Source organism: Telluria sp. PB2R4 (assembly GCF_059685695.1).
Genome location: NZ_JCASIC010000011.1, coordinates 64,421 through 87,191, shown reverse-complemented (window position 1 = coordinate 87,191; position 22,771 = coordinate 64,421). Strand labels below are relative to the sequence as shown.

Genomic DNA, 22,771 nt, shown 5'->3' with positions numbered 1-22,771 from the left:
GCAGCGGCCCTCCTGGATAAGAGTTGGCCCGCTGCAATAAGTTCAAAGTATTTTGTGCTCCGTCGATGACGCACCAGGCACCCCGCCAGCTGCGCCGAGCGCCACCGCCAGCGTGCGAAATCCCTCTGGCGGCAGGCTGTCCGGCAGGACGACAATGCTGTCGGCGACCCCATCGGCGCCGGTCTCCAGACGCAGTAACAGCATCCGCGGCCACAGCGTCGAGCCCGGCAACAGCCTCGCTGCCAGCCCTTCGCGTTTGTCCTGCCGCACACCCTGTTGTACCGTCAGGCGTATCCGACCGGGTCCAGAAATATCAATGCGATGCACCGTTGCAGCGCGCAGCGCGGCATGCGCCACACATGCGGCGGCGAACAGCAGCGCAGCCGCGACAACGGGCCTGGCAGTGAAGCGCGCGGGCGCAGCCAGGCCCACGGCGAAGGCGGCCGCGAACAGGGACGCACCGAAGCCGGCGAGCAGGCAACGCAGGCAGCGCGACGGCGCAATGACGACGGTCATCGCGATCGACATGGTTCGAGGTAGGAAAGGAGGGTCGCCGCAGACCGAATGGCCGAGGCTGTCAGGCGCCCATCCAGGTTAGACCGGGATGGGCGTGGGCTGGTTCAGACCAGCACCGGAATTCCAGCGTTATGCGCTTAAACCTTGGCGAAGACGAGGGTACCGTTGGTACCGCCAAAGCCGAAGGAGTTCTTGACCGCGTAATCGATCTTCATGTCCCGCGCGGTATTGGCGCAGAAGTCCAGGTCGCATTCCGGATCCTGGTTGAAGAGGTTGATCGTCGGCGGCGACTTCTGGTGATGGATCGCCAGCACGGTGAACACCGATTCCAGGCCGCCCGCGCCGCCCAGCAGGTGGCCGGTCATCGACTTGGTCGAGTTCACGACGATGTTGCTGGCGTGGTCGCCGAATACGCGCTTGATGCCGCGCACTTCCGCCACGTCGCCCAGCGGCGTCGAGGTGCCGTGTGCGTTGACGTAGTTGACTTCGCTGGCATTCAGGCCGGCATTGTGCAGGGCCGCGACCATGCAACGCGCCGCGCCACTGCCATCCTCGACCGGCGAGGTGATGTGGTTGGCGTCCGCGCTCATGCCGAAGCCGATGACTTCGGCATAGATCCTGGCGCCGCGCTTGACTGCGTGCTCATACTCTTCGAGCACCATCACGCCCGCGCCCTCGCCCAGCACGAAGCCGTCGCGGTCCTTGTCCCATGGACGCGAGGCAGTGGCCGGGTCGTCGTTGCGGGTGGACAGCGCGCGCGCCGAGGCGAAGCCGCCCAGGCCCAGCGGCGAAATGGTCGCTTCCGAACCGCCGGCAACCATCACGTCGGCATCGCCGTACTCGATCAGGCGAGCGGCGGCGCCGATGCAGTGCAGGCCGGTGGTGCAGGCGGTGACGATCGCCAGGTTCGGGCCGCGCAGGCCAAATTTGATCGAGAGATCGCCCGAGATCATGTTGATGATCGATGCCGGCACGAAGAAGGGCGAGATGCGGCGCGGGCCGCGATTCATGTACTCTTCCTTGGTGGCTTCGATCATCGGCAGGCCGCCGATACCCGAACCGATGGTCACACCGATGCGGTCGCGGTTGTCGTCGGTGACTTCCAGGCCGGAATCCTGCAGGGCCTGGATGCCGGCCGCCATGCCGTAATGGATAAAGCTATCCATGTTGCGGCCTTCCTTGCCCGGCAGGTAGTCTTCCACCTTGAAGTTCTTCACCTCGCCGGCGAAATGCGTCGTGAACGGCGTCGCGTCGAACTTGGTAATGTTGGCAATGCCCGACTTTCCGGCCAGCGCCGCGTCCCACGCCTCGGCAATGGTGTTGCCGATTGGTGAAATGCAGCCCAGGCCGGTAACGACGACACGGCGGTTGCGTGAACGGCTCAAGCGATTCTCCCAGAAACTTTTAAAGCGACAGCTACAGCTTAGGCCTTGACGTGCGCGGTGGCGTAGTCGATGGCTTGCTTGACGGTGGTGATCTTCTCAGCCTGCTCGTCAGGGATTTCCATTTCGAACTCGTCTTCCAGTGCCATCACCAGTTCCACGGTGTCCAGCGAGTCAGCGCCGAGGTCGTCAACGAACGAGGATTCGATTTTGATGTCTGCTTCTGCAACACCCAGTTGCTCAGCGACGATTTTTTTAACGCGTTGTTCGATATCCGACATGTTATGGCTCCATTAGGTATGTGTTGCGGAAAGTGCGCGCATTTTATCAGGTTTGCGCGATGAAAAACTACTTTCGGCAGCTCCTGCTATTTCCACCGAAATTACTGCTAAAAGAGGCGAATGCTCCGGATTATGTTCGCACCAAAGCGGGATCCGGCGAATTCGCCTCGATGAATACGCTTCAATTCATGTACATGCCGCCATTCACGTGCAGCTCGGTGCCCGTGATGTAGGCGGCGGTCGGACCGGCCAGGAAGGCCACGGCGTGGGCGATGTCTTCCGGCTGGCCCAGGCGGCCCAGCGGGATCTGGCCCAGCAGCGCGCTGTGCTGGTCGTCGCCAAGCGCCTTGGTCATGTCGGTATCGATGAAGCCCGGCGCGACGCAATTGACGGTGATGTTGCGGCTGCCGATCTCGCGCGCCAGCGCGCGGGTCATGCCGGCCACGCCGGCCTTGGCGGCGGCATAGTTCATCTGGCCCGGATTGCCCGAGGCGCCCACCACCGAGGTGATGTTGATGATGCGGCCGTGCTTGGCCTTCATCATCCCGCGCAGCACCAGGCGCGACAGGCGGCCGACGGCGGTCAGGTTGGTGGAAATGACGCTGTCCCATTCCTCGTCTTTCATGCGCATCGCCAGGTTGTCCTGGGTGATGCCGGCATTGTTGACCAGGATCGACAGGCTGCCGAAGCTTTTCTGCGTGTCGTCGACCACGGCGGCGCAGTTGGCCGCATCGGTGACGTTCAGTACGACGCCCTTGCCGCCGAACTCGGCGAGATAAGCGCCGATCGCTTCCGCGCCGGATGCGCTGGTGGCGGTACCGACGACCTTCGCGCCCTGGCGCGCCAGCTCCAGCGCGATGGCCTTGCCGATGCCGCGCGATGCGCCGGTGACGAGAGCGACTTGGTTCTGCAGATTCATTCTTTTCCTCTTTTTAAAACGACGTTCGGGATGGGACCAGCATTACGCCGACTTGATGGCGACCAGGACGCGCTCCAGCGACGCCTGGTCGACCAGCGCCTCGCCCACCAGCACCGGATCGATACGCTTGGCCATGCCGATCAGGGTCTTGCTCGGGGCACATTCGATGACCTGGGTGACGCCATCGGCCGCCATCTTCTGCATGGTCTCGACCCAGCGCACCGGACCGGCGGCCTGGCGCACCAGGGCGTCCTTGATCGCGGCCGGATCGTTCAGGATAGCAACGTCGACATTGTTGATCAAGTCGATCTGCGGCGCCGAGAACGTGATGTTCTCCATGTAGTCGCGCAGGCGATCCGAGGCCGGCTTGAGCAGCGACGAGTGGAACGGCGCCGACACTGCCAGCTTCATGGCGCGCTTGGCGCCCTTGGCCTTGGCGATCTCGCAGGCGCGGTCGATTGCGGCGGCGTGGCCGGCGATGACGATCTGGGTCGGTTCGTTGAAATTGACGGCTTCCACCACCTCGCCCTGGGCCGCTTCAAGGCACACAGCGCGTACGTCGTCGGCCTGCAGACCGAGCACGACGGCCATGCCGCCCTGCCCGACCGGCACCGCTTCCTGCATCGACTGGGCGCGGAAGCGCACCAGCGGCACTGCATCCTTGAATTGGATCACGCCGGCGGCGACCAGTGCCGAGTACTCGCCCAGGCTGTGACCGGCCACCACGTTCGGCACCGGGCCGCCGGCGGCGATCCAGGCGCGGTAGACGGCGACCGCGGCGGTCAGCATGACGGGCTGGGTGTTGGTGGTGAGGTCGAGGTCTTCTTTCGGGCCTTCGGCGATCAGCTTGCCGATGTCGAAGCCGAGGGCATCGGAGGCCTCGAGCACGGTCTGCTCGACGACCGGGTTGCCGGCGAAGCCGTTCAGCATGCCGACGGCTTGCGCGCCCTGGCCGGTAAACAGGAATGCGAATTTGGTCATTTTATTGTTCTCTCTATTCGAATATTGTGGGCTACCCGTAGGGTGGGCGGGTCTCCCGCCCACGCGTTCAACCAAAGCAAGCAAGACCACAGCGCATCCGTGAGTTGGACGCGTGGGCGGCAGAGCCGCCCACCCTACATTACATACGGGCGAGCACCGCGCCCCAGGTAAAGCCGCCGCCGACGCCCTCCATCAGCACATTGTCGCCCTTCTTGATGCGGCCATCGCGCACGGCAGCATCGAGCGCCAGCGGGATCGAGGCGGCCGAGGTGTTGCCGTGCTGGTCGACGGTGACGACCATCTTTTCCATCGGCAGGCCGAGCTTCTTGGCGGTGCCCTTCATGATGCGCAGGTTGGCCTGGTGCGGGATCAGCCAGTCGACGTCCGAGGGCTGCATCTTGGCGTGCTCGAGCGCTTCCTTGGCCACTTCTTCCAGCACGGTGACGGCCAGCTTGAAGACCGCCGGACCATCCATGTACAGGAAGCCGCTGCCGGCCACGGCGCCGCCGGCCAGGTTGCCCGGGATCGACAGGATGTGCGACTGGCTGCCGTCGGCGTGCAGCTTGGTGGCCAGCACGCCCGGTTCTTCGGAGGCTTCCAGCACCACGGCGCCGGCGCCGTCGCCGAACAGCACGCAGGTGGTGCGGTCGGTAAAGTCGAGGATGCGCGAGAACACTTCGGCGCCGATCACCAGCACGGTTTTATAGACACCGGCGCGGATGAAGGCGTCGGCGGTCGAGACCGCGTACACGAAGCCGCTGCACACGGCCTGCACGTCGAACGCGGCGCTGTTGTTGGCCATGCCGAGCTTCTGCTGCACGATGCAGGCGGTGCTCGGGAAGCTGCCGTGGAAGTCGGGGGTCGAGCTGGCGACGATCACCAGGTCGATGTCGCCCGGCGCCTTGCCGGCCGCCTCCAGCGCCTTGCGGGCGGCGTTGGCGGCCAGGTCGGACGCGTTCTCGCTGGCGTCCGCGTAGTGGCGGCACGAAATACCGCTGCGGGTCACGATCCACTCGTCGGAAGTCTCGACACCCGCTTCGGCCAGCTGGCTTGCCAGCTGTTCGTTGGTGACGCGCTTGGCCGGCAGGTAGCTGCCGGTACCGGTAATCTTGCTATAGACAGTCATTGCTCCACCATCCTGCTGGTTGTGGTTACGCCTGGCGCTGGACGTCAGGCGACGGCGGCATCAGTTCGGCGATCAAGGCCGACAGCTGCTCTTGCACATCGTATTTTGCGGCGTCGAATGCGCGCTTGATCGCCCATTCGAAGGCGAATGCATTGGCGCCGCCATGGCTCTTGAAGACCAGGCCCTTGAGGCCGATCAGGCTGGCGCCGTTGTAGCGTTCCGGGTTCAATTTCTTCAGCGATTTACGCGCCAGCAAGGCGCCGGCCATCGAGAAGATATTTTCCTTGAACACCGACTTGACGAAGCGGGACAGGCCTTCGACGGCCTTGAGCGTGACGTTGCCGACGAAACCGTCGCACACGACCACGTCCACGGTGCCCTTGAAGATGTCGTTGCCTTCGACGTTGCCATGGAAATTCAGTTTGCCGCGCTCGTGGTCGGCCTTGAGCAGCACGCCGGTGGCCTTGACCACGTCGTTGCCCTTGATGTCTTCGGTGCCGACGTTGAGCAGGCCGATGGTCGGACGCGGGATGCCCTCCATCGCCGAGCACAGGACCGAGCCCATGATGGCGAACTGGTGCAGGTGGTGCGGCTCGCAATCGACGTTGGCGCCCAGGTCGAGCATGTAGGTCGGACCGCCCTTCTGGTTCGGCATGATCGAGCAGATCGCCGGACGGTCGACGCCGGCCATGGTCTTGAGCACATAGCGCGAGATGGCCATCAGGGCGCCGGTATTGCCGGCCGAGACGCTGGCGTTGGCGCTGCCGTCCTTGACCAGCTCGACCGCCACGCGCATGGACGAATCCTTCTTCTTGCGCAGGGCGATCTCGAGCGGGTCGTCCATGGTGACGACTTCGGTGGCGTTCTTGACGGTGATGCGGGAATGGGTCTCGGCGCCGTGCTTCCTGAGCTCGGCGCGCACGACGTCTTCCAGACCCACCAGGATCAGATGGACGTCAGCTTGCTTTTTTAGAAACGAGATAGCTGCCGGAATGGTCACCGTGGGGCCGTGGTCGCCGCCCATGCAGTCAATGGAAATTGTGATTGTCATTTGTTCGGGGATGCCGGCTCATGCAGAATGAGAGAGCGTGCGGGCGGCAAGATGGGATCGGGTCTGGCTCGTGGCCAGCCGCTGTCCGCGCAATTCAAAATGACGGAGTGCAAGCTTGTTGCAGCCGCTGAAAACGGAAAAGCGAAAGAAAAAGCGGCGCCACGCAGAAAACATACGTCGCACCGCTTCTATGGTACTAAAGGACAAGACGTCGATTACTCGTCGTTCTTGGTCTTCAGGACTTTACGGCCACGGTAGAAACCGTTCGGGCTGATGTGGTGACGCAGGTGGGTTTCGCCGGTGGTCGGCTCGACTGCCAGGTTCGGTGCGGTCAGGAAATCGTGCGAACGGTGCATGCCGCGCTTCGACGGGGACTTCTTATTCTGCTGAACTGCCATGATGACTCCTAATACATAAGTTCTAAAATTCTAACACATTCGACTTGCAAAAACTTGCAGATCGAGTATCCCAGCGGTAACTTCTGATCTCACAAAACGCGTTTCGATCTTTCCACTACCGACATGTTTTAACGCTGCTACTTCAACTGCCTAATGCCATACTCGATTGCTGCACGCGTTTGACACGTTTTGCTTCGTACGACAGGTACTTCAGTACTGCGGTACTACTTATTCTGACTTGAGATTTTTCAGGGCCGCGAACGGCGAGGCCTTCTCGGCCTTCAGGGCGTCCAGGAGCTTGGTGTCCGGGCATACCTCATGTTTCGGTGCCTGCGGCAGGGCCAGCAGGGCTTCGTCTTCCAGCAACTGGCGGATGTCGCACTCGCGGCTGCCGACGATCACGTCGATGCTCTCATCGTCGAGGACTTCCTCGATGCCGTCGGCATCGGCGTCGTCCTTGCCGAGCACCAGCATGGTGGACGAATCGATCTCGTAGTCCATCGCTGTAAGGCAACGCTGGCAGACCAGCTTCACGGGACCGGCGACCGCCAGGGTCATCGATGGATAACCCTCCCTGGTCTCGCCGCCGTCGATCGACCAGCGGATTTCACCAGATTTGTCGGCGCAGTCGGCTGCCAGACGGGTCATCTCGGCGACGGGCGTGACGCCCTCGCGGTGTCCGCTATTCCGGCAAAACTCGAAGGCGTCAATGACAAAAGCGCTCATTTGGAAAACTTCCCCGGAAAACCTGCGATAATAACAGGCTTCTCCCCGCAGAGTCAAAGACTTACGTCGATTTTGGGCTCCCTGCGTTGTACGCGATAATCAGCTCTCTGGATTTATCACGTTTGCTTGATAGACCTGATGATCTATAAGCTTGTCTTATAGTTTTTCTTTTTGTAGACCGCAATGATACCAAGTTCCGCGCCTTTGCGCCTGCCTTTACGCCTGATCCTCGCTTCGAGTTCCGCCTACCGGCGCGAATTGCTGTCGCGCCTGCAGCTGCCCTTCGAGGCGGTCGCGCCAGGCATCGACGAGTCGGCGCAGCCGGGCGAGGCGCCGCAGGACACCGCCGTGCGCCTGGCGCGCGAGAAGGCGGCCGCGGTGGCGGAGCGCTTCCCGGGCGCACTGGTGATCGGCTCCGACCAGGTGGCGACGCTCGACGGCATGCAGATCGGCAAACCGGGCGACCATGCCCGCGCGCTGGCGCAATTGCAGCTGATGCGCGGGCGGCGCGTGGTCTTTCATACCGCCCTGTGCCTGTGGGACAGCCGCGAGGACGATCCCGCACGCGCGGCCCAGGTCGAGAATGTGCAGGTGTTCGTCGATTTCCGCGACCTGCCGGATGCCGAACTCGACGCCTACCTGCGCATCGAGCAGCCCTACGACTGCGCCGGCAGCGCCAAGAACGAGGGCCTGGGCATCGCCCTGCTCGAGCGCATCGAATCGCTTGATCCGACCGCCCTTACCGGCCTGCCCCTGATCGCGCTCACCGGCATGCTGCGCCGCGCCGGCCTTCCCTTCTTCGGCGTGTAACCACTTTTATCTCCCCAGAACGATGCCCGGCACCCTTTACCTGATCCCGAATACCCTTGGCCCCGTCGAGGCCGCCCCCGGCGCCCTGTCCGCCCTCCTGCCGACGCAGGTGCAGGCGCTGACCGCGAAGCTCGATTACTTTATTGCGGAGAACGCCAAGACGGCGCGTGCCTTCCTGAAACTGGTCGCGATCGACCACCCGCTGGCGAAACCGCTGCAGGAAATCGAGATTGCCGAGCTGAACGTGAACACGCCGCCGGCCGCGCTCGCGCAACTGCTGGCGCCACTGCTGGCCGGACGCGACGCTGGCCTGGTCTCGGAAGCCGGCGTGCCGGCGGTGGCCGATCCCGGGGCCGACCTGGTGCGGCTGGCACACCAGCATGGGATTGCGGTGCGTCCGCTGGTGGGGCCGTCTTCGCTGCTGCTGGCCGTCATGGCGAGCGGACTGAACGGGCAGAGCTTCGCTTTCAACGGCTACCTGCCGACCGATGCCGCGCAGCGCAGCAAACGGATCCAGCAACTGGAAGGGCGTTCGCGCAGCGAGAAGCAGACCCAGCTATTGATCGAGACGCCTTACCGCAACGGACAGATGCTGGAGGCGCTTGTCGCGGCCTGCCAGCCGGGGACCCTGATCTGCGTGGCGACGGATCTGTCGCTGGCCAGCGAGTCGGTCAGGACATTAACTGCAGCGAAGTGGAAAGCGGCGCTGGCGGCCGGCAAGGCGCCGGATTTTCACAAGAAGCCGACCGTGTTTCTCTTCCTGGCGCAGTAGTTCCTTGCATCGCACCTTCGGCACCAGCACGTCGTTCCCGCGCAGGCGGGAACCCAATTGAATTCAGTACACGAAATCAATGAACTTCATGGGTGAGCTCCCTCACCCAGTCAAACGCCTTCAGCTCGATCTCGCGGATCTGCGCCACCGACAGGCCCAGCTTGCGCAGCGCGTTATACAGCTTGCAGCCGCCCTCGGCCGCTTCGAGCAGCTCGGCCACCTTGAGCATGGTGCCGAAATCCCCTTCCCGGTACAGCAGCGCCGCACGCACGTCGTCCGCAATTTCCACATTGTCCATGATGTCCTGCATCGGAATCGAGAACAATGCATCGGCCAGCGACATGATGCCCACCGTGAACGCGCGGTCGGCTTTCCCCGCATCGACCGGGTTGCGGGCCAGCGTCATGAGCTCGAGCAACTTGCCGCGCGTGGTGGCGAGCTGCAATAGCGGCGAGGCCAGTTCGACCCCGCCAGCCGTGGTGTACAGCAGGATTTGCAGCCAGCGCTGTAGCTGGCGCCGCCCGAGCTGGCTCAGGGCCTGCGACAGCGACTCGATCTGCGGCCCAGGCGCCGCGCGGCTGTTCACCAGGCGCAGCAGGTTCAGGCTGATCAGGGCATCGCGCTTGACCGCCGTTTCGATCACCTGGGCGTCGGCATCGGAACTGACCAGCTCCAGCAGGCGCAGGATCGCCATCTCCGATGGCGTGATCTTCTTGCCCGACAAGATCACCGGACGGGCAAAGTAATAGCCCTGGAAGTATTCGAAACCGAGGTCCATGCACAGCCGGAATTCGTCGAGCGTCTCGACCTTTTCGGCCAGCAGTTTCTTGCCGGTGGACTTGAGCGAAGTCACCAGCCCTGCCAGATCGCCGGGCGGCACCAGCTTGACGTCCACCTTGATGACGTCCACCAGGCCAACCAGGCGATCGAGCTCGGGAGAGTGCTCGACCACGTCGTCCACCGCGAACTTGAAACCGAGTTCCTTCAGTTCGACGATACGCGCCAGCAGCTGCTGGGTCGGCTTGACGGTTTCCAGGATTTCGAGGATAACCTTATGCGGGGGCAGGAAACGCACGAAGTCGCTCATCAGGACGACTTCATCGACGTTGACGAAGGCGAGCTGCTCGCCCACCACCTGCTCCATGCCAAGCTGCGAGGCGTGCGAAATCACGGCCGCCGTCGCCGCAGCGTTGTCGGTCAGCTTCGCATCGTCGTCCTCGCCGGCGGCACGGAACAGCAGCTCGAATGCGACGAGATGCTGGTCACGGCCAAGGATAGGCTGACGTGCGAGAAAAAAATCGTTGGACGGCACGGATGCCGCTGCCGTTGCTTCGGCATGCATCAAAAAAAACTCCCGGAAACTGTTACGGCACGGATAGGCGAGCCGGCAGGTGCGCGCACATGCCTGCCTCGAAGACTATACTACAAATACGACACTATTAGCATTTTTATATCGAATCGGATCTTCAGCGCTTGCCGCCGCCCTTGCCCCCAGCGCGTGGGCCAGCGGTCCTGGCGCCTGCACCACCGGCTGCGGCAGCGGACGGACGCTTGCCCGGACCACGCGCGCCGCCCTGCCCGCCCGCCTGCGGCGTGCCCGTCGTCTTCGCCGGTGCGCTTCCGTCCGGACGCCATACACGGCGCGCACCGGTCGGGCGTGCAGATGGGGCCGCCGCCGCCGGCTTGGCGGCGGCGCGTGGATCTTCCTCCCCTTCGCGCACCATGCTCTGGCCCGGCAGGCGCAGGCTACCCTTGCCCGACAAGGGGCTGGCGCGGCGGGCGTTGCCAACCGGCACGCGTGGTCCTTCGCCGGCCAGGCGGGCCGATGCGGCACCGGTCACCTGGGTACCGGTTTCGATCGTGAAGCGCGCACCGGCATCCTTGCCCAGCGCCTGTACCAGCCAGGGCATGGTGTCGCGCAGCATCGGCTCGAGGGTGTAGGGCGGGTTCAGGATGAACATGCCGCTGCTGTGCAGGCCGAGACCGTCCGGGCCCGGGGTGGAGACCGTCAGGGTGACGTTGAGCCATTCCTTGGCCGGCAGGCGCTTGAGCTTGTCCGGGAACTGGCGCGACTCCATGCGCTGCAGCACCGGATACCAGACCGCATACATGCCGCTCGGGAAACGGCCCAGTGCTTCTTCCAGCGCGTCGCGCACCTTCTTGTAGTCGTCCTTAACTTCATAAGGCGGGTCGACCAGCACCAGCGCGCGGCGCGACGGTGGCGGCAGCAATTTCTTGAGGCTCTGGAAGCCGTCGCCGTGTTCGATGATGACGCGCTTGCCGCGCGCCCGCTGGCCCTGCTCGGCCTTGTGCGCCTCGGCCTTGCGGACGTTCTCGTGCAGGATCTTGACGTCGGCCGGGTGCAGTTCGAACAGGCGCAGGCGGTCTTCGGCACGCGCCATCTGGTCGGCCACCCACGGCGAGCCCGGGTAGTAGCGCATCTTGCCGCTCGGGTTCATCGCCTTGACCAGGTCGAGGTAGGGCTTCAGCGCCTCGGGCACGTTCGCGGCATTCCACAAGGGGCCGATACCGGTATCGAACTCCCCGGTCTTGGTCGCCTGGAAGCTGTCGAGTGCATAGACGCCGGCGCCGGAGTGGGTGTCGATGTAGGTGTAGGCCGCGTCCTTCTGGTTCATGTACAGGTGCAACTGAACCTGTACAAAGTGTTTGAGGACATCGGCGTGGTTACCCGCGTGGAAGGCGTGGCGGTAGCTCAACATAAGCTGGAATTCCTGAGAAGATGGTCGGTGCCGTGTTTGACAACGGCGCAATGGCCGCCATTATCCACTACAACTGGACATCCCGGCCCACGAAAAAAAGCCGCAGGCCCTTGTGGGGCGCTGCGGCTCAGCCTCGAGAGCCTGTCAGGCGCGGTTTACGCGACCTTCTTTTCGTCGAAGAACTGCTCGTCTTCGGTCGAACCATGCAGCGCGGTGGTCGAGCTCTGGTTCTGCTGGATGGTCTGGGTCACGGCATCGAAGTAGCCGGTACCGACTTCGCGCTGGTGCTTGACGGCGGTGAAGCCCTTGTCGGCGGCGGCGAACTCGTTTTCCTGCAGCTCGACGAAGGCCGACATGCCGCGGCGCGCGTAGCCATGCGCCAGGTTGAACATGCTGTAGTTCAGTGCGTGGAAGCCGGCCAGGGTGATGAACTGGAATTTATAGCCCATCGCGCCCAGTTCTTTCTGGAACTTGGCGATGGTGGCGTCGTCCAGGTTCTTCTTCCAGTTGAACGAGGGCGAGCAGTTATAGGCCAGCATCTTGCCCGGGAATTTCGCATGGATCGCCTCGGCGAACTGCTTGGCGAAGTTCAGGTCCGGCTTGCCGGTCTCGCACCACACGAGGTCGGCGAACGGGGCGTAGGCCAGGCCGCGCGAGATCGCCTGCTCGATGCCCGGCTTCACGCGGTAGAAGCCCTCCACCGTGCGCTCGCCGGTGCAGAACGGCTGGTCGATCGGGTCGACGTCTGAGGTCAGCAGGTCGGCCGCTTCGGCGTCGGTACGGGCGATGACCAGGGTCGAGGTGCCCATCACGTCGGCGGCCAGGCGCGCGGCGTTGAGCTTTTCGACTGCTTCGCGGCTCGGGACCAGCACCTTGCCGCCCATATGGCCGCATTTCTTGACCGAGGCCAGCTGATCCTCGAAGTGCACGCCTGCGGCGCCGGCATCGATCATGGACTTCATCAGCTCGAAAGCGTTCAGCACGCCGCCGAAGCCGGCTTCGGCATCGGCCACGATCGGGACGAAGTAGTCGATGTCGTCCTTGCCTTCGGACCACTGGATCTGGTCGGCGCGCTGGAAGGTATTGTTAATGCGGCGCACCACCAGCGGCACCGAATTGGCCGGGTACAGCGACTGGTCCGGATACATCTCGCCGGCGACGTTGGCATCGCCCGCCACCTGCCAGCCCGACAGGTAGATGGCTTTCAGGCCCGCCTTCACCTGCTGCATGGCCTGGTTGCCGGTCAGGGCGCCCAGCGCGTTCACATAGGGCTCGTTGTTGACCAGGTCCCACAGCTTTTCAGCCCCGCGCTTGGCGAGCGTGTGCTCGATCTGGATCGAACCGCGCAGGCGGACGACGTCTTCCGCCGTGTAGTTGCGTGTCACGTCTTTCCAGCGCGGGTTGGTTTCCCAGTCTTGCTGGAGTTCACTGATCTGCTGTTCACGAGTTGCCATGCTATTTCTCCTGATTGAAAGTCATTAAGAGCTGCGAATCCGTTGGCTTAATCATAGATCAGTTTGTGCAGAGCACAACAACTCTTATATAAGATATCAAAAGATTTTTTATTCTTTAAAATTCAAAGACTTATTATTGCATTTTCATGATGCGAAATAAAATTTCTCAGAATGAGAATCGGATATTCACCTGAGTTTGCTGCGCGTTTCGCCAGGCGCAATGTGGATTTCACGATGTAAAAAGCGCATCGGTCATCGTGTTGCGTCATCGCATTAAAAAATCGCGCCGCGGAACCGACCGTCCAAGGTGCGCGTCAATGAAAAAACGGCGCGTACCCGTGCGGGACGCGCCGTTCTGCCGATGCTGCAAGGCTGACTTACTTCGCCAGCTCGACCTGCTCCCCGAACACCAGCTGCCCGGCACGCACCCGCACCGGGATGGTGTCCTTGGGCCCGAAGCGGCCGGACAGGATCGCCTTCGACAGCGGGTTCTCGATCTGCTGCTGGATCGCGCGCTTGAGCGGGCGGGCGCCGTACACCGGGTCGTAGCCCGCTTCCGCAATCTTCTGCAGGGCCTCTTCGTCGATGTCCAGCAGCATGTCCATCTTCGCCAGGCGCTCTTCGAGGTTGTGTAGCTGGATCCTGGCAATCGCGCCGATATTTTTCTCGTCGAGCGCGTGGAACACCACGATCTCGTCGATCCGGTTGATGAACTCGGGTCGGAAATGCCCGCGCACCTCGGCCATCACGGCAAGCTTCACCACCCCCGGCTCGTCGGTGTCCATCGACTGGATCTTGTGCGAACCCAGGTTCGAGGTCATGACGATCACGGTGTTCTTGAAGTCCACGGTGCGCCCCTGGCCGTCGGTCATGCGGCCGTCGTCGAGCGCCTGCAGCAACACGTTGAACACGTCCGGATGCGCCTTCTCGATCTCATCGAGCAGGATCACGCTGTAGGGCTTGCGGCGCACGGCTTCGGTCAGGTAGCCGCCCTCTTCGTAGCCCACGTAGCCCGGCGGCGCGCCGATCAGCCTGGCGACCGAGTGCTTCTCCATGAATTCGCTCATGTCGATGCGGATCAGGGCATCCTCGGTATCGAACAGGAAGGCGGCCAGCGCCTTGCACAGCTCGGTCTTGCCGACGCCGGTCGGGCCCAGGAACATGAAGGAGCCGTACGGGCGGTTCGGATCCGACAGGCCGGCGCGCGAGCGGCGGATCGCATCCGAGACCGCCTCGATCGCCTCGTCCTGGCCGACCACGCGCTTGTGCAGCTCGTCCTCGATATGCAGCAGCTTTTCGCGCTCGCCCTGCATCATGCGCGACACCGGAATGCCGGTCGCGCGCGCCACCACTTCGGCGATTTCCTCGGCGCCGACCTGGGTGCGCAGCAGCTTGGGGCGGCCCGCGCCAGGGTTGGTGGCATCGCCGTCCACGCCGGCAGCAACTTCCTCGGCTTTCTTCAGCTGGGCTTCCAGCTCTGGCAGGCGCCCGTAGGACAGCTCGGACATGCGGCTGTAGTCGCTCTGGCGCTTCGCTTCCTCGATCTGGTGGCGGACCCGCTCGATCTCTTCCTTGATGTGCGCGGTGCCCTGCACGGCCGCCTTCTCGGCCTTGAGGATCTCCTCGAAGTCGTTGTACTCGCGTTCCAGGCGCGTGATCTCCTCGCCAAGCAGCTCCAGGCGGCGCAGCGAGGCCTCGTCGGTTTCCTTGCGCACGGCTTCGCGCTCGATCTTCAGCTGGATCAGGCGGCGCTCGAGCTTGTCCATCACTTCCGGCTTGGAGTCGATCTCGATCTTGATCTTGGAGGCCGCTTCGTCGATCAGGTCGATCGCCTTGTCCGGCAGGAAGCGGTCGCTGATGTAGCGGTGCGACAGCTCGGCCGCGGCGATGATGGCCGGGTCGGTGATCTCGACCTTGTGGTGCAGCTCGTACTTTTCCTGCAGGCCGCGCAGGATGGCGATGGTCGCCTCCACGCTCGGCTCGTCGACCATGATCTTCTGGAAGCGTCGCTCCAGCGCGGCATCTTTTTCGACGTACTTGCGGTACTCGTCGAGCGTGGTGGCGCCGACGCAGTGCAGCTCGCCGCGCGCCAGCGCCGGCTTGAGCATGTTGCCGGCATCCATCGCGCCTTCGGCCTTGCCGGCGCCGACCATGGTGTGGATCTCATCGATGAAGACGATGGTCTGGCCCTCGTCCTGGGCCAGTTCCTTCAGCACGGTCTTGAGGCGTTCCTCGAACTCGCCCCGGTACTTGGCGCCCGCCAGCAGCGCCGCCATGTCGAGCGAGAGCACGCGCTTGCCCTTGAGCGAATCGGGCACCTCGCCGTTGACGATGCGCTGCGCCAGGCCTTCGACGATGGCGGTCTTGCCCACGCCCGGTTCGCCGATCAGGACCGGGTTGTTCTTGGTGCGGCGCTGCAGCACCTGGATCGCGCGGCGGATCTCGTCGTCGCGGCCGATCACCGGGTCGAGCTTGCCCATGCGAGCGCGCTCGGTCAGGTCGATGGTGTATTTCTTCAGCGCTTCGCGCTGGCCCTCGGCATCCTGCGAATTCACCGATTCGCCGCCGCGCACCGCCTGGATCGCCGACTCGAGGGCTTTCCTGCTCAAGCCGTGCTCGCGCGCCAGGCGGCCGGCGTCGGCCTTGTCTTCGGTGAGCGCCAGCAGGACCATCTCGGAGGCCAGGAACTGGTCGCCGCGCTTCTGCGACTCGCGGTCGGCCAGGTTCAGCAGCGCCACCAGCTCGCGCGAAACCTGCACGTCGCCGCCGGTGCCCGATACCTTGGGCAGGCGCTCGAGCGCCGACTTCAACGCATTCGACAGCCCGCCGACATTCACGCCGGCGCGCTGCAGCAGCGAACGGGCACCGCCGTCGTCCTGGTTCAGCAGGGCGACCAGCAGGTGGACCGGATCGATGTACTGGTTATCGTTGCCGACCGCCAGGCTCTGGGCATCCGCCAGCGCTTCCTGGAGCTTGGTCGTCAGTTTATCTTGCCTCATGGTAGAGCTCCCTAGTGATGTTCCTTAGTTGACTGCTAACTGAGGAGCAAGATAGGGATGTCTGTCCGCTTTTCAAGATGTGCAATGGGGTTCGCCCAGCTGCTGCGGATTACTCTGTGTCCTCCCTCGCCGCATCGCCCATACCACCGACATCGCGTACGTTCTTCTGGACTGCGACCACGGCGAACAGGCTCAAGGTGAAAGACATGGCGTAGAAACCCTTTTCGCTCGGAGCAAGGGTGGCGTTCCACAGCCCGACGGTCAGCAGCAGGATCGCCGCGATCAGGGACACCCAGCACAGGCCGGCATACAAGTTGGTTACTGGCAACCCCTCGCTGCGGTCACGCACGGTCTTCTGCAACGACACCGCTGCGAACAGACCGAACAAGAGCAGCGTCAGGTAATAGCCTTTTTCGTTCAGCTGCATCTGGGCATTCCACAGACCGATCAGGAAAGCACTGCCGCCGATCAGGAGCGCACCCCAGGAAGCGCCGACGAAGGCGGCAGTTGGGCGTTGAACAGTTTGCATGGCTGGTTCCTTCAATAAATGGCTAAGGCGCAAAATTATCACGCCCTTGGAACCATGCAATTGAGCTATGCCGGGGTATCAGCGCGTGATACCGCTAGCCGCGCAGGGCGCGCCATGTGGCAAAGCCAGCGACGCAGAACAGGATCGAGCCCAGCAAGTGCAACAGCGTGTGCGTCAGCGCCCATCCATACTCGCCGCGCTGGAGCAGCACCACCGATTCGCCCGAGAAACTTGAGAAAGTCGTGAGGCCGCCGAGAAAGCCGGTAATGGCGAACAGACGCCATTCAGGCGTCAGCCCCGGATAGGCCGTGAAAAAGCCCAGCGCCAGCCCCACCAGGTAGCCCCCGAACAGGTTGGCCGCCAGCGTGCCGAGCTGCACGTAGGCGTGCAGGCTGCCCAGCCAGAGCCCCAGGCCCCAGCGCAGCCAGGCGCCGATGGCAGCTCCGGCGCCGACGGCCAGCCAGCTCAAGCGCGCGGCTCCGGGCGCACCCACTTCAGCTTGGCGGAATCGTCGCTGCTCCTGGCGTCGACCCAGCGCGCGCCCTCGGGGGTCTGTTCCTTCTTCCAGAACGGCGCGTCGGTCTTGAGGTAGTCCATGATGAATTCGCAGGCGGCGAAGGCCTCGCCGCGGTGCGCCGCGCTGCAGGCCACCAGCACGATCTGGTCGAGCGGCTGCAAGGGACCGACCCGGTGGATCACCAGCACGCCCGGCAAAGGCCAGCGCGTCCGCGCCTGGGCCACGATGTCTTCGAGCGCCTTTTCCGTCATGCCTGGATAGTGCTCCAGCTCCATTTCAGACACTGCCGAACCGTCGTTCAGGTCGCGCACAGTGCCGACAAAACTGACCACCGCGCCGATCCGGCCATCGCCGGCGCGCAGGGCAGCCAGCTCATGCGACAGGTCGAAATCCGCCTCTTGCACGCGGATATTGGTGCGCTGGGCAGCCGCAGGCGCATTCATCGTCCGTCCTTCGCGCTGCGCGTCAGCAGCTGCTCGATGCGGGCTTCGGTACGCGCATCGGCCAGCGCAGGGAGCGCCAGCAAGGCCAGCAAGCCATTGGCGTTGCCGTCATGGCCGGGCTTCTGTCCTGATTTGTGACCCGCGTTGTGGCCTGATTTGAGCGAGCTTTGCAGCACCTCGACCTGCAGCTTGAGACGCTCGCGCGCGAATTCGGCGCCGCTGTCGATGCCGGCCGCGATCTCGAGCCGCAAGAGTTCGTGCAGCAGGCGCTCGCGGTTCGCTTCCAGCTGGCGAACATGGCCGGCGCGGTCACCCTCGAGCGCGCCGAGCGCTGCATCGAAACGTGCGCGCAGCACCGCCTCGTAGCCGCCCTCGAGGGGCAGCAGCGCATCCCAGCGTGCGCGCCAATCGGCCGGGTTGGTATGGGCGTCCGGATTGACGATGGCGCTTTCCAGGGCCTGGATCAGGCGCAGCTTGTCGCGCACCGCGCCGGCCAGCGCCAGCCCGGCGGCGCGGCGCGCCACGTCGGCATGGTGCTGCACCGCCGCCACCGCGGCGTGGTAGCGCTTCTCGATGCGCGCTTCGTGGGCGCGCGGCACCGGGCCGATCGCCGCCCACTCGGCCGCCGCTTCGCGCAGCAGCTTGCCGGCCGTGGCCGCCGTGGCGCCAGGGGCGGCCTCTTCGAGGCGGGCGGACACGGCTTCCTTGGCGGCTTCGTGGGCGCGGCGCTCGGCATCCGCCGCATGGGCATGTTCCTTGCGCTGGGCGAACAGCGCGTCGCAGGCGCCGCGAAAACGCTGCCACAGCGCCTGCTCGGCCTTGCGCTCGAGCGGCAGCGCGCGCGCATGCTCCTGCCAGCGCGCCTGCAGCTGGCGCAGGGCGTCGACGGCGTGGCGGTCGTGCGGGTCGAGCGCCAGCGCTTCGTCAATCAATTGTTCGCGCACGGACATTTCGCCCTTGCGCTGTTCTTCCAGCGGGCGCTGCAGCGTGTTCAGCGCGTCGGTAAACAACTGGTCGAGGCGCTTCTTGTCCTTGCGGTCGATCGCGCCCAGGTGGCTCCAGGCGGTGCGCAGCCGCTGTACGGTTCCGGACACGTGCTTCCAGTCGGCCTCGCCCGAGGCCAGGCGTGCGATCTCGGCCTGGGCTTCCTCGACCAGGGTCTGGCCGCGCGCGGCGTTGGTGTGGCGCTCGTCGGCCAGGTGGCGGAAGTGGGCGGCGGCCGGCGCATAGGCGGTGGTGCAGGCGGCGTCGAAGCGTTCCCACAGCGAGCGCGGCGCCGCGCCCGACAGGCTGTCGAGCGCCTTCCAGCGTTCGCGCATACTGCCCACCTTCTTGGCCAGCTCGCCCATCGCCAGGTTCTGGGTGGCCAGCGTCTCGACCGCCTTGATGAGTTCTTCGCGCGAGACGTTGCCACCCCAGCGCGCCCAGTCGGACAATCGCTTGAGCTCGGCGCGCACGTGGTTCAGGTGCTCGAGCTGGGCCTGCGTCAGGCGCATGCCCTTGTCCTTGCTTTCCTTGAGCGATTTATCGAGTTCGGCCGCGGTGCCGAGCGAACCCTGCTGCAGCGCCGCTTCCATCGCGTCGAGCTGGTCGAGGAAATGCTGGTCGGCGCCCTTGGTCCGGGCCTTGGGCGGGCTGGCTGCGGCGGACGGGTCGGCGGCAGGATGGGCGGCAGCATGGGCGGCAGCATGGGCGGCAGATTCGGCAACCCCAGCGGCAGCGCGGCGCGGCTCGCCCTTCGGCTTGCGCGGCTCTTGCGGCAGGCTGGCCAGCAGCGCCTCGAAACGGCGCTGCAGCTCGGCGCCGGGACCGTTGGCGGGCAGTGCCGGCAGGCGCTGCCATTCCTTGCGCAGGAGCTCGGCCTTCAGTTCGGCGATCGGCTGGGCCTGCCATTCTGCCAACGCGGTTTCGCGCGCCGCCAGCGCCGCACGGTCCTGTTCGATGGTGGCCAGGCTGGCCCCCAGCCGCGCCTGCTCGGTGGCGACTTCCGCGACCAGCGCGCGCGGCAGCGAGGCATGGCCCGGTGCGAGCAGCGCGGCGGCCTGCTCGCGCGCCAAGGCGTCGAGACGCTCGGCGAAGGCGGCGGCATCGAGTCCGGCGACCTCGAGCTGACGCAGGGCCGCGAGGCGGTCGATCATGGCGCGCTGCAACTGCACCTGGTCTTCCAGGCGCTTGCCGAGTTCGGCACGAACGGCATCGAAGTCCGGCGCCAGCTCGGGCGCGCTGATGATCGCCCATTTGCGATCGAGCTCGGCAACATGGTTCGGGGTCAGCAAGACGTCGTCGCGCAGCGCCCTCGCCTGCGCCAGCGCTTCCTGGCCGCGGCGCAGCTCGGCTTCGTGATGGCGGATCGCGTCGAGGCGCGACTGCATCAGCTTGGCAACGCGGCGATCGAGGTTGCGCATTGCCGTGTGCACACGCTCGAGCCCTGCCCGGCTATGGACCAGCTCGGCGGCCGCAAGGCGTAGTTCGGAGAATTCGGAGGAAAGGATGAAGGCGACGGCGGCGTCCTCGTCGCCGTTCAGATGCTTGAGCTGTTCGGCCTGCTGCTCGCGCGGGCCCGGTGCGCCGGGAGATCCACCGGATGGCTGCCCCCCGGGTGGCCGACTCCCTGCCGTTGACTGGGCGGCACCCGCCGGCGCGCCCTTCGGCTGTTCACCGGAGGCGCCGGCCGGCTTGTCGCCACCCTGCCGCTTGAAAAGGAATTCGAACATGATGAAATCGCACTTCCAAAACCCCCATCATAGCAAAGAACCATGGTAGCGCTCGCCCGTGCTTCGCAGGCGTCGCTCGGGCGTGAATCAGTGCGTGGCGTAATGCGGCGTGGACGACGCGACGCCGTGGCGGAGCGAATTGCGTGCGATCGTGGCGCGCCCCACCTGGCCGGACCCGTAGCCGCGGTTCTCGATCTGCCAGGCGTCGTTGACCAGCATCTGGTTGGCGATCGCGAACCAGGTTTCGCTCGGCACATGGGTGCGCGCCAGAGGGAACAGTTCGCGCTCTTCGCGCTCCAGGCGCTCGAGCAGCAGCTTGCAGCAGCGTTCGAGCGCGGCGCCGAAAGCGGGATCGTGCATGGCCGCCGCCGCGTGGGCGTCGGCGCGCGCCTCGATGGCCGCCATGGTCAGGGCGTCCAGTTCCGCCAGGAGCTCGGTAGCACCTGCGGCAGCTGCGCCGGCCCGGCGCAGCGCCGGCACCACGAACTTGTCTAGTTTGCGCCAGTAACAGTTATCAAACGCAACCCGCAAGGCATCGCAGGCCAGCTCGATCTCGCGTGGCGTGGGTGCGGCATGCCGCCGCGACCCCGGCTGCCAACGATCGAGCAGTGACTGCAAGTCGATGCGTGCGCTGGCCTGCTCAATGGACAGGGCGACCAGCGTATAGGTTGATGTCAGCATCATGTCTCCTCTCAGGATGGCTTCGCCACGGTACGACCTGGCGCGGTCGCGGTCTCATGGCTGGGGAAGCTCTTTTATCGGGGTTGGGCGGCTGCTTTTGTTGTGATGGCCGGCCTCTGGGAACTCGTAGTGTAGAGACATGACCCTGCTCGGGTTTGAGATGGCGCAAACACAACCCGGTGGACATTGGAGACTTTTTAGTTGTCGTGTTGTCCAAGCACGATTACCCTGACGCGGCAGCTCGGGCGGCCGTGTCGGCTTGCGCGAAGGCCGTTTCCAGCAGCACAGCAAAGCTTCGCGGCAACGCATGGGTGACCCGCACGCGGGGACATCCGTGCCAGCGTGCGCAGCGCCGCACGGCCGCCGCCACGTCCTCCACCAGGCGCCCGCTGATACGCACGCCAGTTTCCATGTGAACGCTGCGCAACTCGAATTCGCCGCTTTTGCGGTGGGCCTTGGCGTCGATGCGCCCCACCAGCGCTCCGCGGCGCAGGATCGGCAGGGTGAAGTAGCCGTAGCGCCGCTTCTCAAGCGGCGTGTAGCATTTGAGCCGGTAGTCGAAGCCGAACAGCTCGAGCGCACGGCGCCGGTCCCACACGATCGGATCGAACGGCGACAGCAGCGTCGTCATCGTCAGCCGGGGCGCCAGCGCGCCTTCCATTGCCTGGTGCGCAAGTTGCGCATGGTCCGGGTGGATATACACCGGCTCGTCCCAGCCGCACACCCGCGCCCGCAGCAACAGCCCCTGCTCCGCCATCCGTGCCGGATCCGGGTGCGGACGCCGGGTGCGGTGATAGTCGGGAATCCACGACGCCTTCGCCAGCCCGAGCGCGCGCACCGCGTTCAGCACGAATCTGCGGCGCACCTCCTCGAGCGGCGGCATGCGGCCGTCGTGCCATTCCGGATGCACGCGCTCGGCCAGGTCATAGATGCGCTGGAAGTTGTGGCGGCGCGCAATCATCAGCTCGCCGGCAGTGAACAGCGCTTCCAGGGTGCGCTTCTCGGGCTTCCATTCCCACCAGCCGCCGCCCTTCCCCTCGCTGCGCTCGAAATCCGACGAGCGCACCGGGCCGTTGGCGCGGACATGCGCGAGCAGCGCCTGCGCCTCGGCCGCGCGCTCGCGCATCCAGCCGGCCGAATACTTCCAGCCCATGGCTTCCGGGTCGAGCATCCGGTGCCGGTACAGGCCGTAATCCTCGATCGGCAGGAAGCAGGCCTCGTGCGCCCAGTATTCGAACAGGTGGCCCTCGGCCAGCAATTCGTCGAGCCAGCCGGGCTCGTAATCGCCCAGCCGGCTCCACAGCACCAGGTAGGGATTGCGCGCCACCACGCTGATGGTGTCGATCTGGAGCATGCCCATGCGCCGGATCGCAGCCAGCACGTCCGCCTTCGACGCGCGCCGGCGGCGCGGCGCCAGCATGTCCTGGGCGGCCAGGTGCAGCGCACGGGCGGCGCCGATGCTCAGTTCCAGGTCACCGTCACGATTGATCTCGCTCATGTCATTATTCTAATAGCAAACCAATACTACTGTAAAAATACACAGTCTTTTCTGGGCGGCACGGGCGGTCTGCGCTATAGTGTCCGCCGACCTGACTCGAACCTATTCCAGGAGGGAGGAGGAAGTTGATGACGATGCATGACAAGCGCGGGCAAGGCGCGAGGAGGCAGCATGGCAAGCCATGCAACGACGAGCAACGCAGCACCCGCTTGTCAGGCGCGTCAGCAACGACTCATTCCCTACTGGGATAGGTT

General features: G+C 64.6%; 21 protein-coding genes. 2 read left to right on the top strand and 19 right to left on the bottom strand.

All coding sequences use genetic code 11. The annotated features are described in order from the left end of the window. Positions 1 to 42: 42 nt before the first annotated feature. The 9 genes from AC56LU_RS17830 to AC56LU_RS17790 all read right to left on the bottom strand — a co-directional run bounded on the left by AC56LU_RS17830 (position 43) and on the right by AC56LU_RS17790 (position 7,380). Positions 43 to 528 carry a flagellar hook-length control protein gene (locus AC56LU_RS17830; protein WP_497176956.1) on the bottom strand — a complete coding sequence of 162 codons (486 nt, stop codon included), beginning with the start codon at positions 526 to 528 and terminating at the stop codon, positions 43 to 45. Positions 529 to 653: 125 nt separating this feature from the next. After that, positions 654 to 1,901, bottom strand: a complete 1,248-nt coding sequence (fabF, locus tag AC56LU_RS17825) for a beta-ketoacyl-ACP synthase II (protein WP_497176955.1) — start codon at positions 1,899 to 1,901, stop codon at positions 654 to 656. A 38-nt stretch (positions 1,902 to 1,939) separates the two neighbouring features. Continuing rightward, positions 1,940 to 2,179 (bottom strand): acyl carrier protein, encoded by a 240-nt coding sequence (gene acpP, locus AC56LU_RS17820; protein WP_020653257.1) that lies wholly within the window; start codon positions 2,177 to 2,179, stop codon positions 1,940 to 1,942. A gap of 181 nt (positions 2,180 to 2,360) precedes the next feature. Continuing rightward, positions 2,361 to 3,098, bottom strand: a complete 738-nt coding sequence (gene fabG, locus AC56LU_RS17815; protein ID WP_497176954.1) for a 3-oxoacyl-ACP reductase FabG — start codon at positions 3,096 to 3,098, stop codon at positions 2,361 to 2,363. A 42-nt stretch (positions 3,099 to 3,140) separates the two neighbouring features. Beyond that, positions 3,141 to 4,079, bottom strand: coding sequence for an ACP S-malonyltransferase (gene fabD, locus AC56LU_RS17810; RefSeq protein ID WP_497176953.1), 939 nt, complete (start codon positions 4,077 to 4,079; stop codon positions 3,141 to 3,143). 139 nt (positions 4,080 to 4,218) lie between these two features. Next, a complete protein-coding gene (locus tag AC56LU_RS17805; protein WP_497176952.1) occupies positions 4,219 to 5,205 on the bottom strand; it encodes a beta-ketoacyl-ACP synthase III in 987 nt (328 codons plus the stop codon). A 25-nt stretch (positions 5,206 to 5,230) separates the two neighbouring features. Beyond that, positions 5,231 to 6,256: a phosphate acyltransferase PlsX gene (plsX, locus tag AC56LU_RS17800; RefSeq protein ID WP_497176951.1), complete on the bottom strand. Its 1,026-nt coding sequence runs from the start codon at positions 6,254 to 6,256 to the stop codon at positions 5,231 to 5,233. 215 nt (positions 6,257 to 6,471) lie between these two features. Then, complete coding sequence (rpmF, locus tag AC56LU_RS17795) at positions 6,472 to 6,654, bottom strand: 50S ribosomal protein L32 (RefSeq protein ID WP_005666806.1); 183 nt, start codon at positions 6,652 to 6,654, stop codon at positions 6,472 to 6,474. Between the two features lie 228 nt (positions 6,655 to 6,882). Continuing rightward, positions 6,883 to 7,380 carry a YceD family protein gene (locus tag AC56LU_RS17790; protein WP_497176950.1) on the bottom strand — a complete coding sequence of 166 codons (498 nt, stop codon included), beginning with the start codon at positions 7,378 to 7,380 and terminating at the stop codon, positions 6,883 to 6,885. A 183-nt stretch (positions 7,381 to 7,563) separates the two neighbouring features. Here AC56LU_RS17790 and AC56LU_RS17785 point away from each other — a divergent pair, with 183 nt between their 5' ends. Then, complete coding sequence (locus tag AC56LU_RS17785; RefSeq protein WP_497176949.1) at positions 7,564 to 8,190, top strand: Maf family nucleotide pyrophosphatase; 627 nt, start codon at positions 7,564 to 7,566, stop codon at positions 8,188 to 8,190. A gap of 22 nt (positions 8,191 to 8,212) precedes the next feature. Further along, positions 8,213 to 8,962: an SAM-dependent methyltransferase gene (locus AC56LU_RS17780; RefSeq protein ID WP_497176948.1), complete on the top strand. Its 750-nt coding sequence runs from the start codon at positions 8,213 to 8,215 to the stop codon at positions 8,960 to 8,962. Positions 8,963 to 9,038: 76 nt separating this feature from the next. On the opposite strand, the gene AC56LU_RS17775 is transcribed toward AC56LU_RS17780, so the two are convergent. The 10 genes from AC56LU_RS17775 to AC56LU_RS17730 all read right to left on the bottom strand — a co-directional run bounded on the left by AC56LU_RS17775 (position 9,039) and on the right by AC56LU_RS17730 (position 22,517). Then, entirely contained in the window at positions 9,039 to 10,304 is a 1,266-nt protein-coding gene (locus tag AC56LU_RS17775; RefSeq protein WP_497176947.1) for an EAL and HDOD domain-containing protein, read from the bottom strand. A 124-nt stretch (positions 10,305 to 10,428) separates the two neighbouring features. Beyond that, positions 10,429 to 11,598, bottom strand: coding sequence for a 23S rRNA (adenine(2030)-N(6))-methyltransferase RlmJ (locus tag AC56LU_RS17770; protein WP_497176946.1), 1,170 nt, complete (start codon positions 11,596 to 11,598; stop codon positions 10,429 to 10,431). A gap of 239 nt (positions 11,599 to 11,837) precedes the next feature. Next, positions 11,838 to 13,136 (bottom strand): isocitrate lyase, encoded by a 1,299-nt coding sequence (gene aceA, locus AC56LU_RS17765; protein ID WP_497176945.1) that lies wholly within the window; start codon positions 13,134 to 13,136, stop codon positions 11,838 to 11,840. 377 nt (positions 13,137 to 13,513) lie between these two features. Then, positions 13,514 to 16,135: an ATP-dependent chaperone ClpB gene (gene clpB, locus AC56LU_RS17760; RefSeq protein ID WP_497176944.1), complete on the bottom strand. Its 2,622-nt coding sequence runs from the start codon at positions 16,133 to 16,135 to the stop codon at positions 13,514 to 13,516. Positions 16,136 to 16,244: 109 nt separating this feature from the next. Beyond that, positions 16,245 to 16,664, bottom strand: a complete 420-nt coding sequence (gene yiaA, locus AC56LU_RS17755; RefSeq protein ID WP_497176943.1) for an inner membrane protein YiaA — start codon at positions 16,662 to 16,664, stop codon at positions 16,245 to 16,247. 94 nt (positions 16,665 to 16,758) lie between these two features. Further along, positions 16,759 to 17,133, bottom strand: a complete 375-nt coding sequence (crcB, locus tag AC56LU_RS17750) for a fluoride efflux transporter CrcB (protein ID WP_497176942.1) — start codon at positions 17,131 to 17,133, stop codon at positions 16,759 to 16,761. Then, the gene (moaE, locus tag AC56LU_RS17745) at positions 17,130 to 17,624 is read right to left on the bottom strand and encodes a molybdopterin synthase catalytic subunit MoaE (protein WP_497176941.1); all 495 of its coding nucleotides are present in this window, start codon (positions 17,622 to 17,624) and stop codon (positions 17,130 to 17,132) included. The genes crcB and moaE overlap by 4 nt, the downstream gene beginning before the upstream one ends. Then, complete coding sequence (locus tag AC56LU_RS17740) at positions 17,621 to 20,338, bottom strand: DUF349 domain-containing protein (RefSeq protein ID WP_497176940.1); 2,718 nt, start codon at positions 20,336 to 20,338, stop codon at positions 17,621 to 17,623. Before AC56LU_RS17740 ends, moaE begins: the two co-directional genes overlap by 4 nt. 87 nt (positions 20,339 to 20,425) lie before the next feature. Continuing rightward, positions 20,426 to 21,022: a hypothetical protein gene (locus AC56LU_RS17735; RefSeq protein ID WP_497176939.1), complete on the bottom strand. Its 597-nt coding sequence runs from the start codon at positions 21,020 to 21,022 to the stop codon at positions 20,426 to 20,428. A 220-nt stretch (positions 21,023 to 21,242) separates the two neighbouring features. Further along, positions 21,243 to 22,517 (bottom strand): winged helix-turn-helix domain-containing protein, encoded by a 1,275-nt coding sequence (locus AC56LU_RS17730; protein ID WP_497176938.1) that lies wholly within the window; start codon positions 22,515 to 22,517, stop codon positions 21,243 to 21,245. Between the last annotated feature and the right edge of the window lie 254 nt (positions 22,518 to 22,771).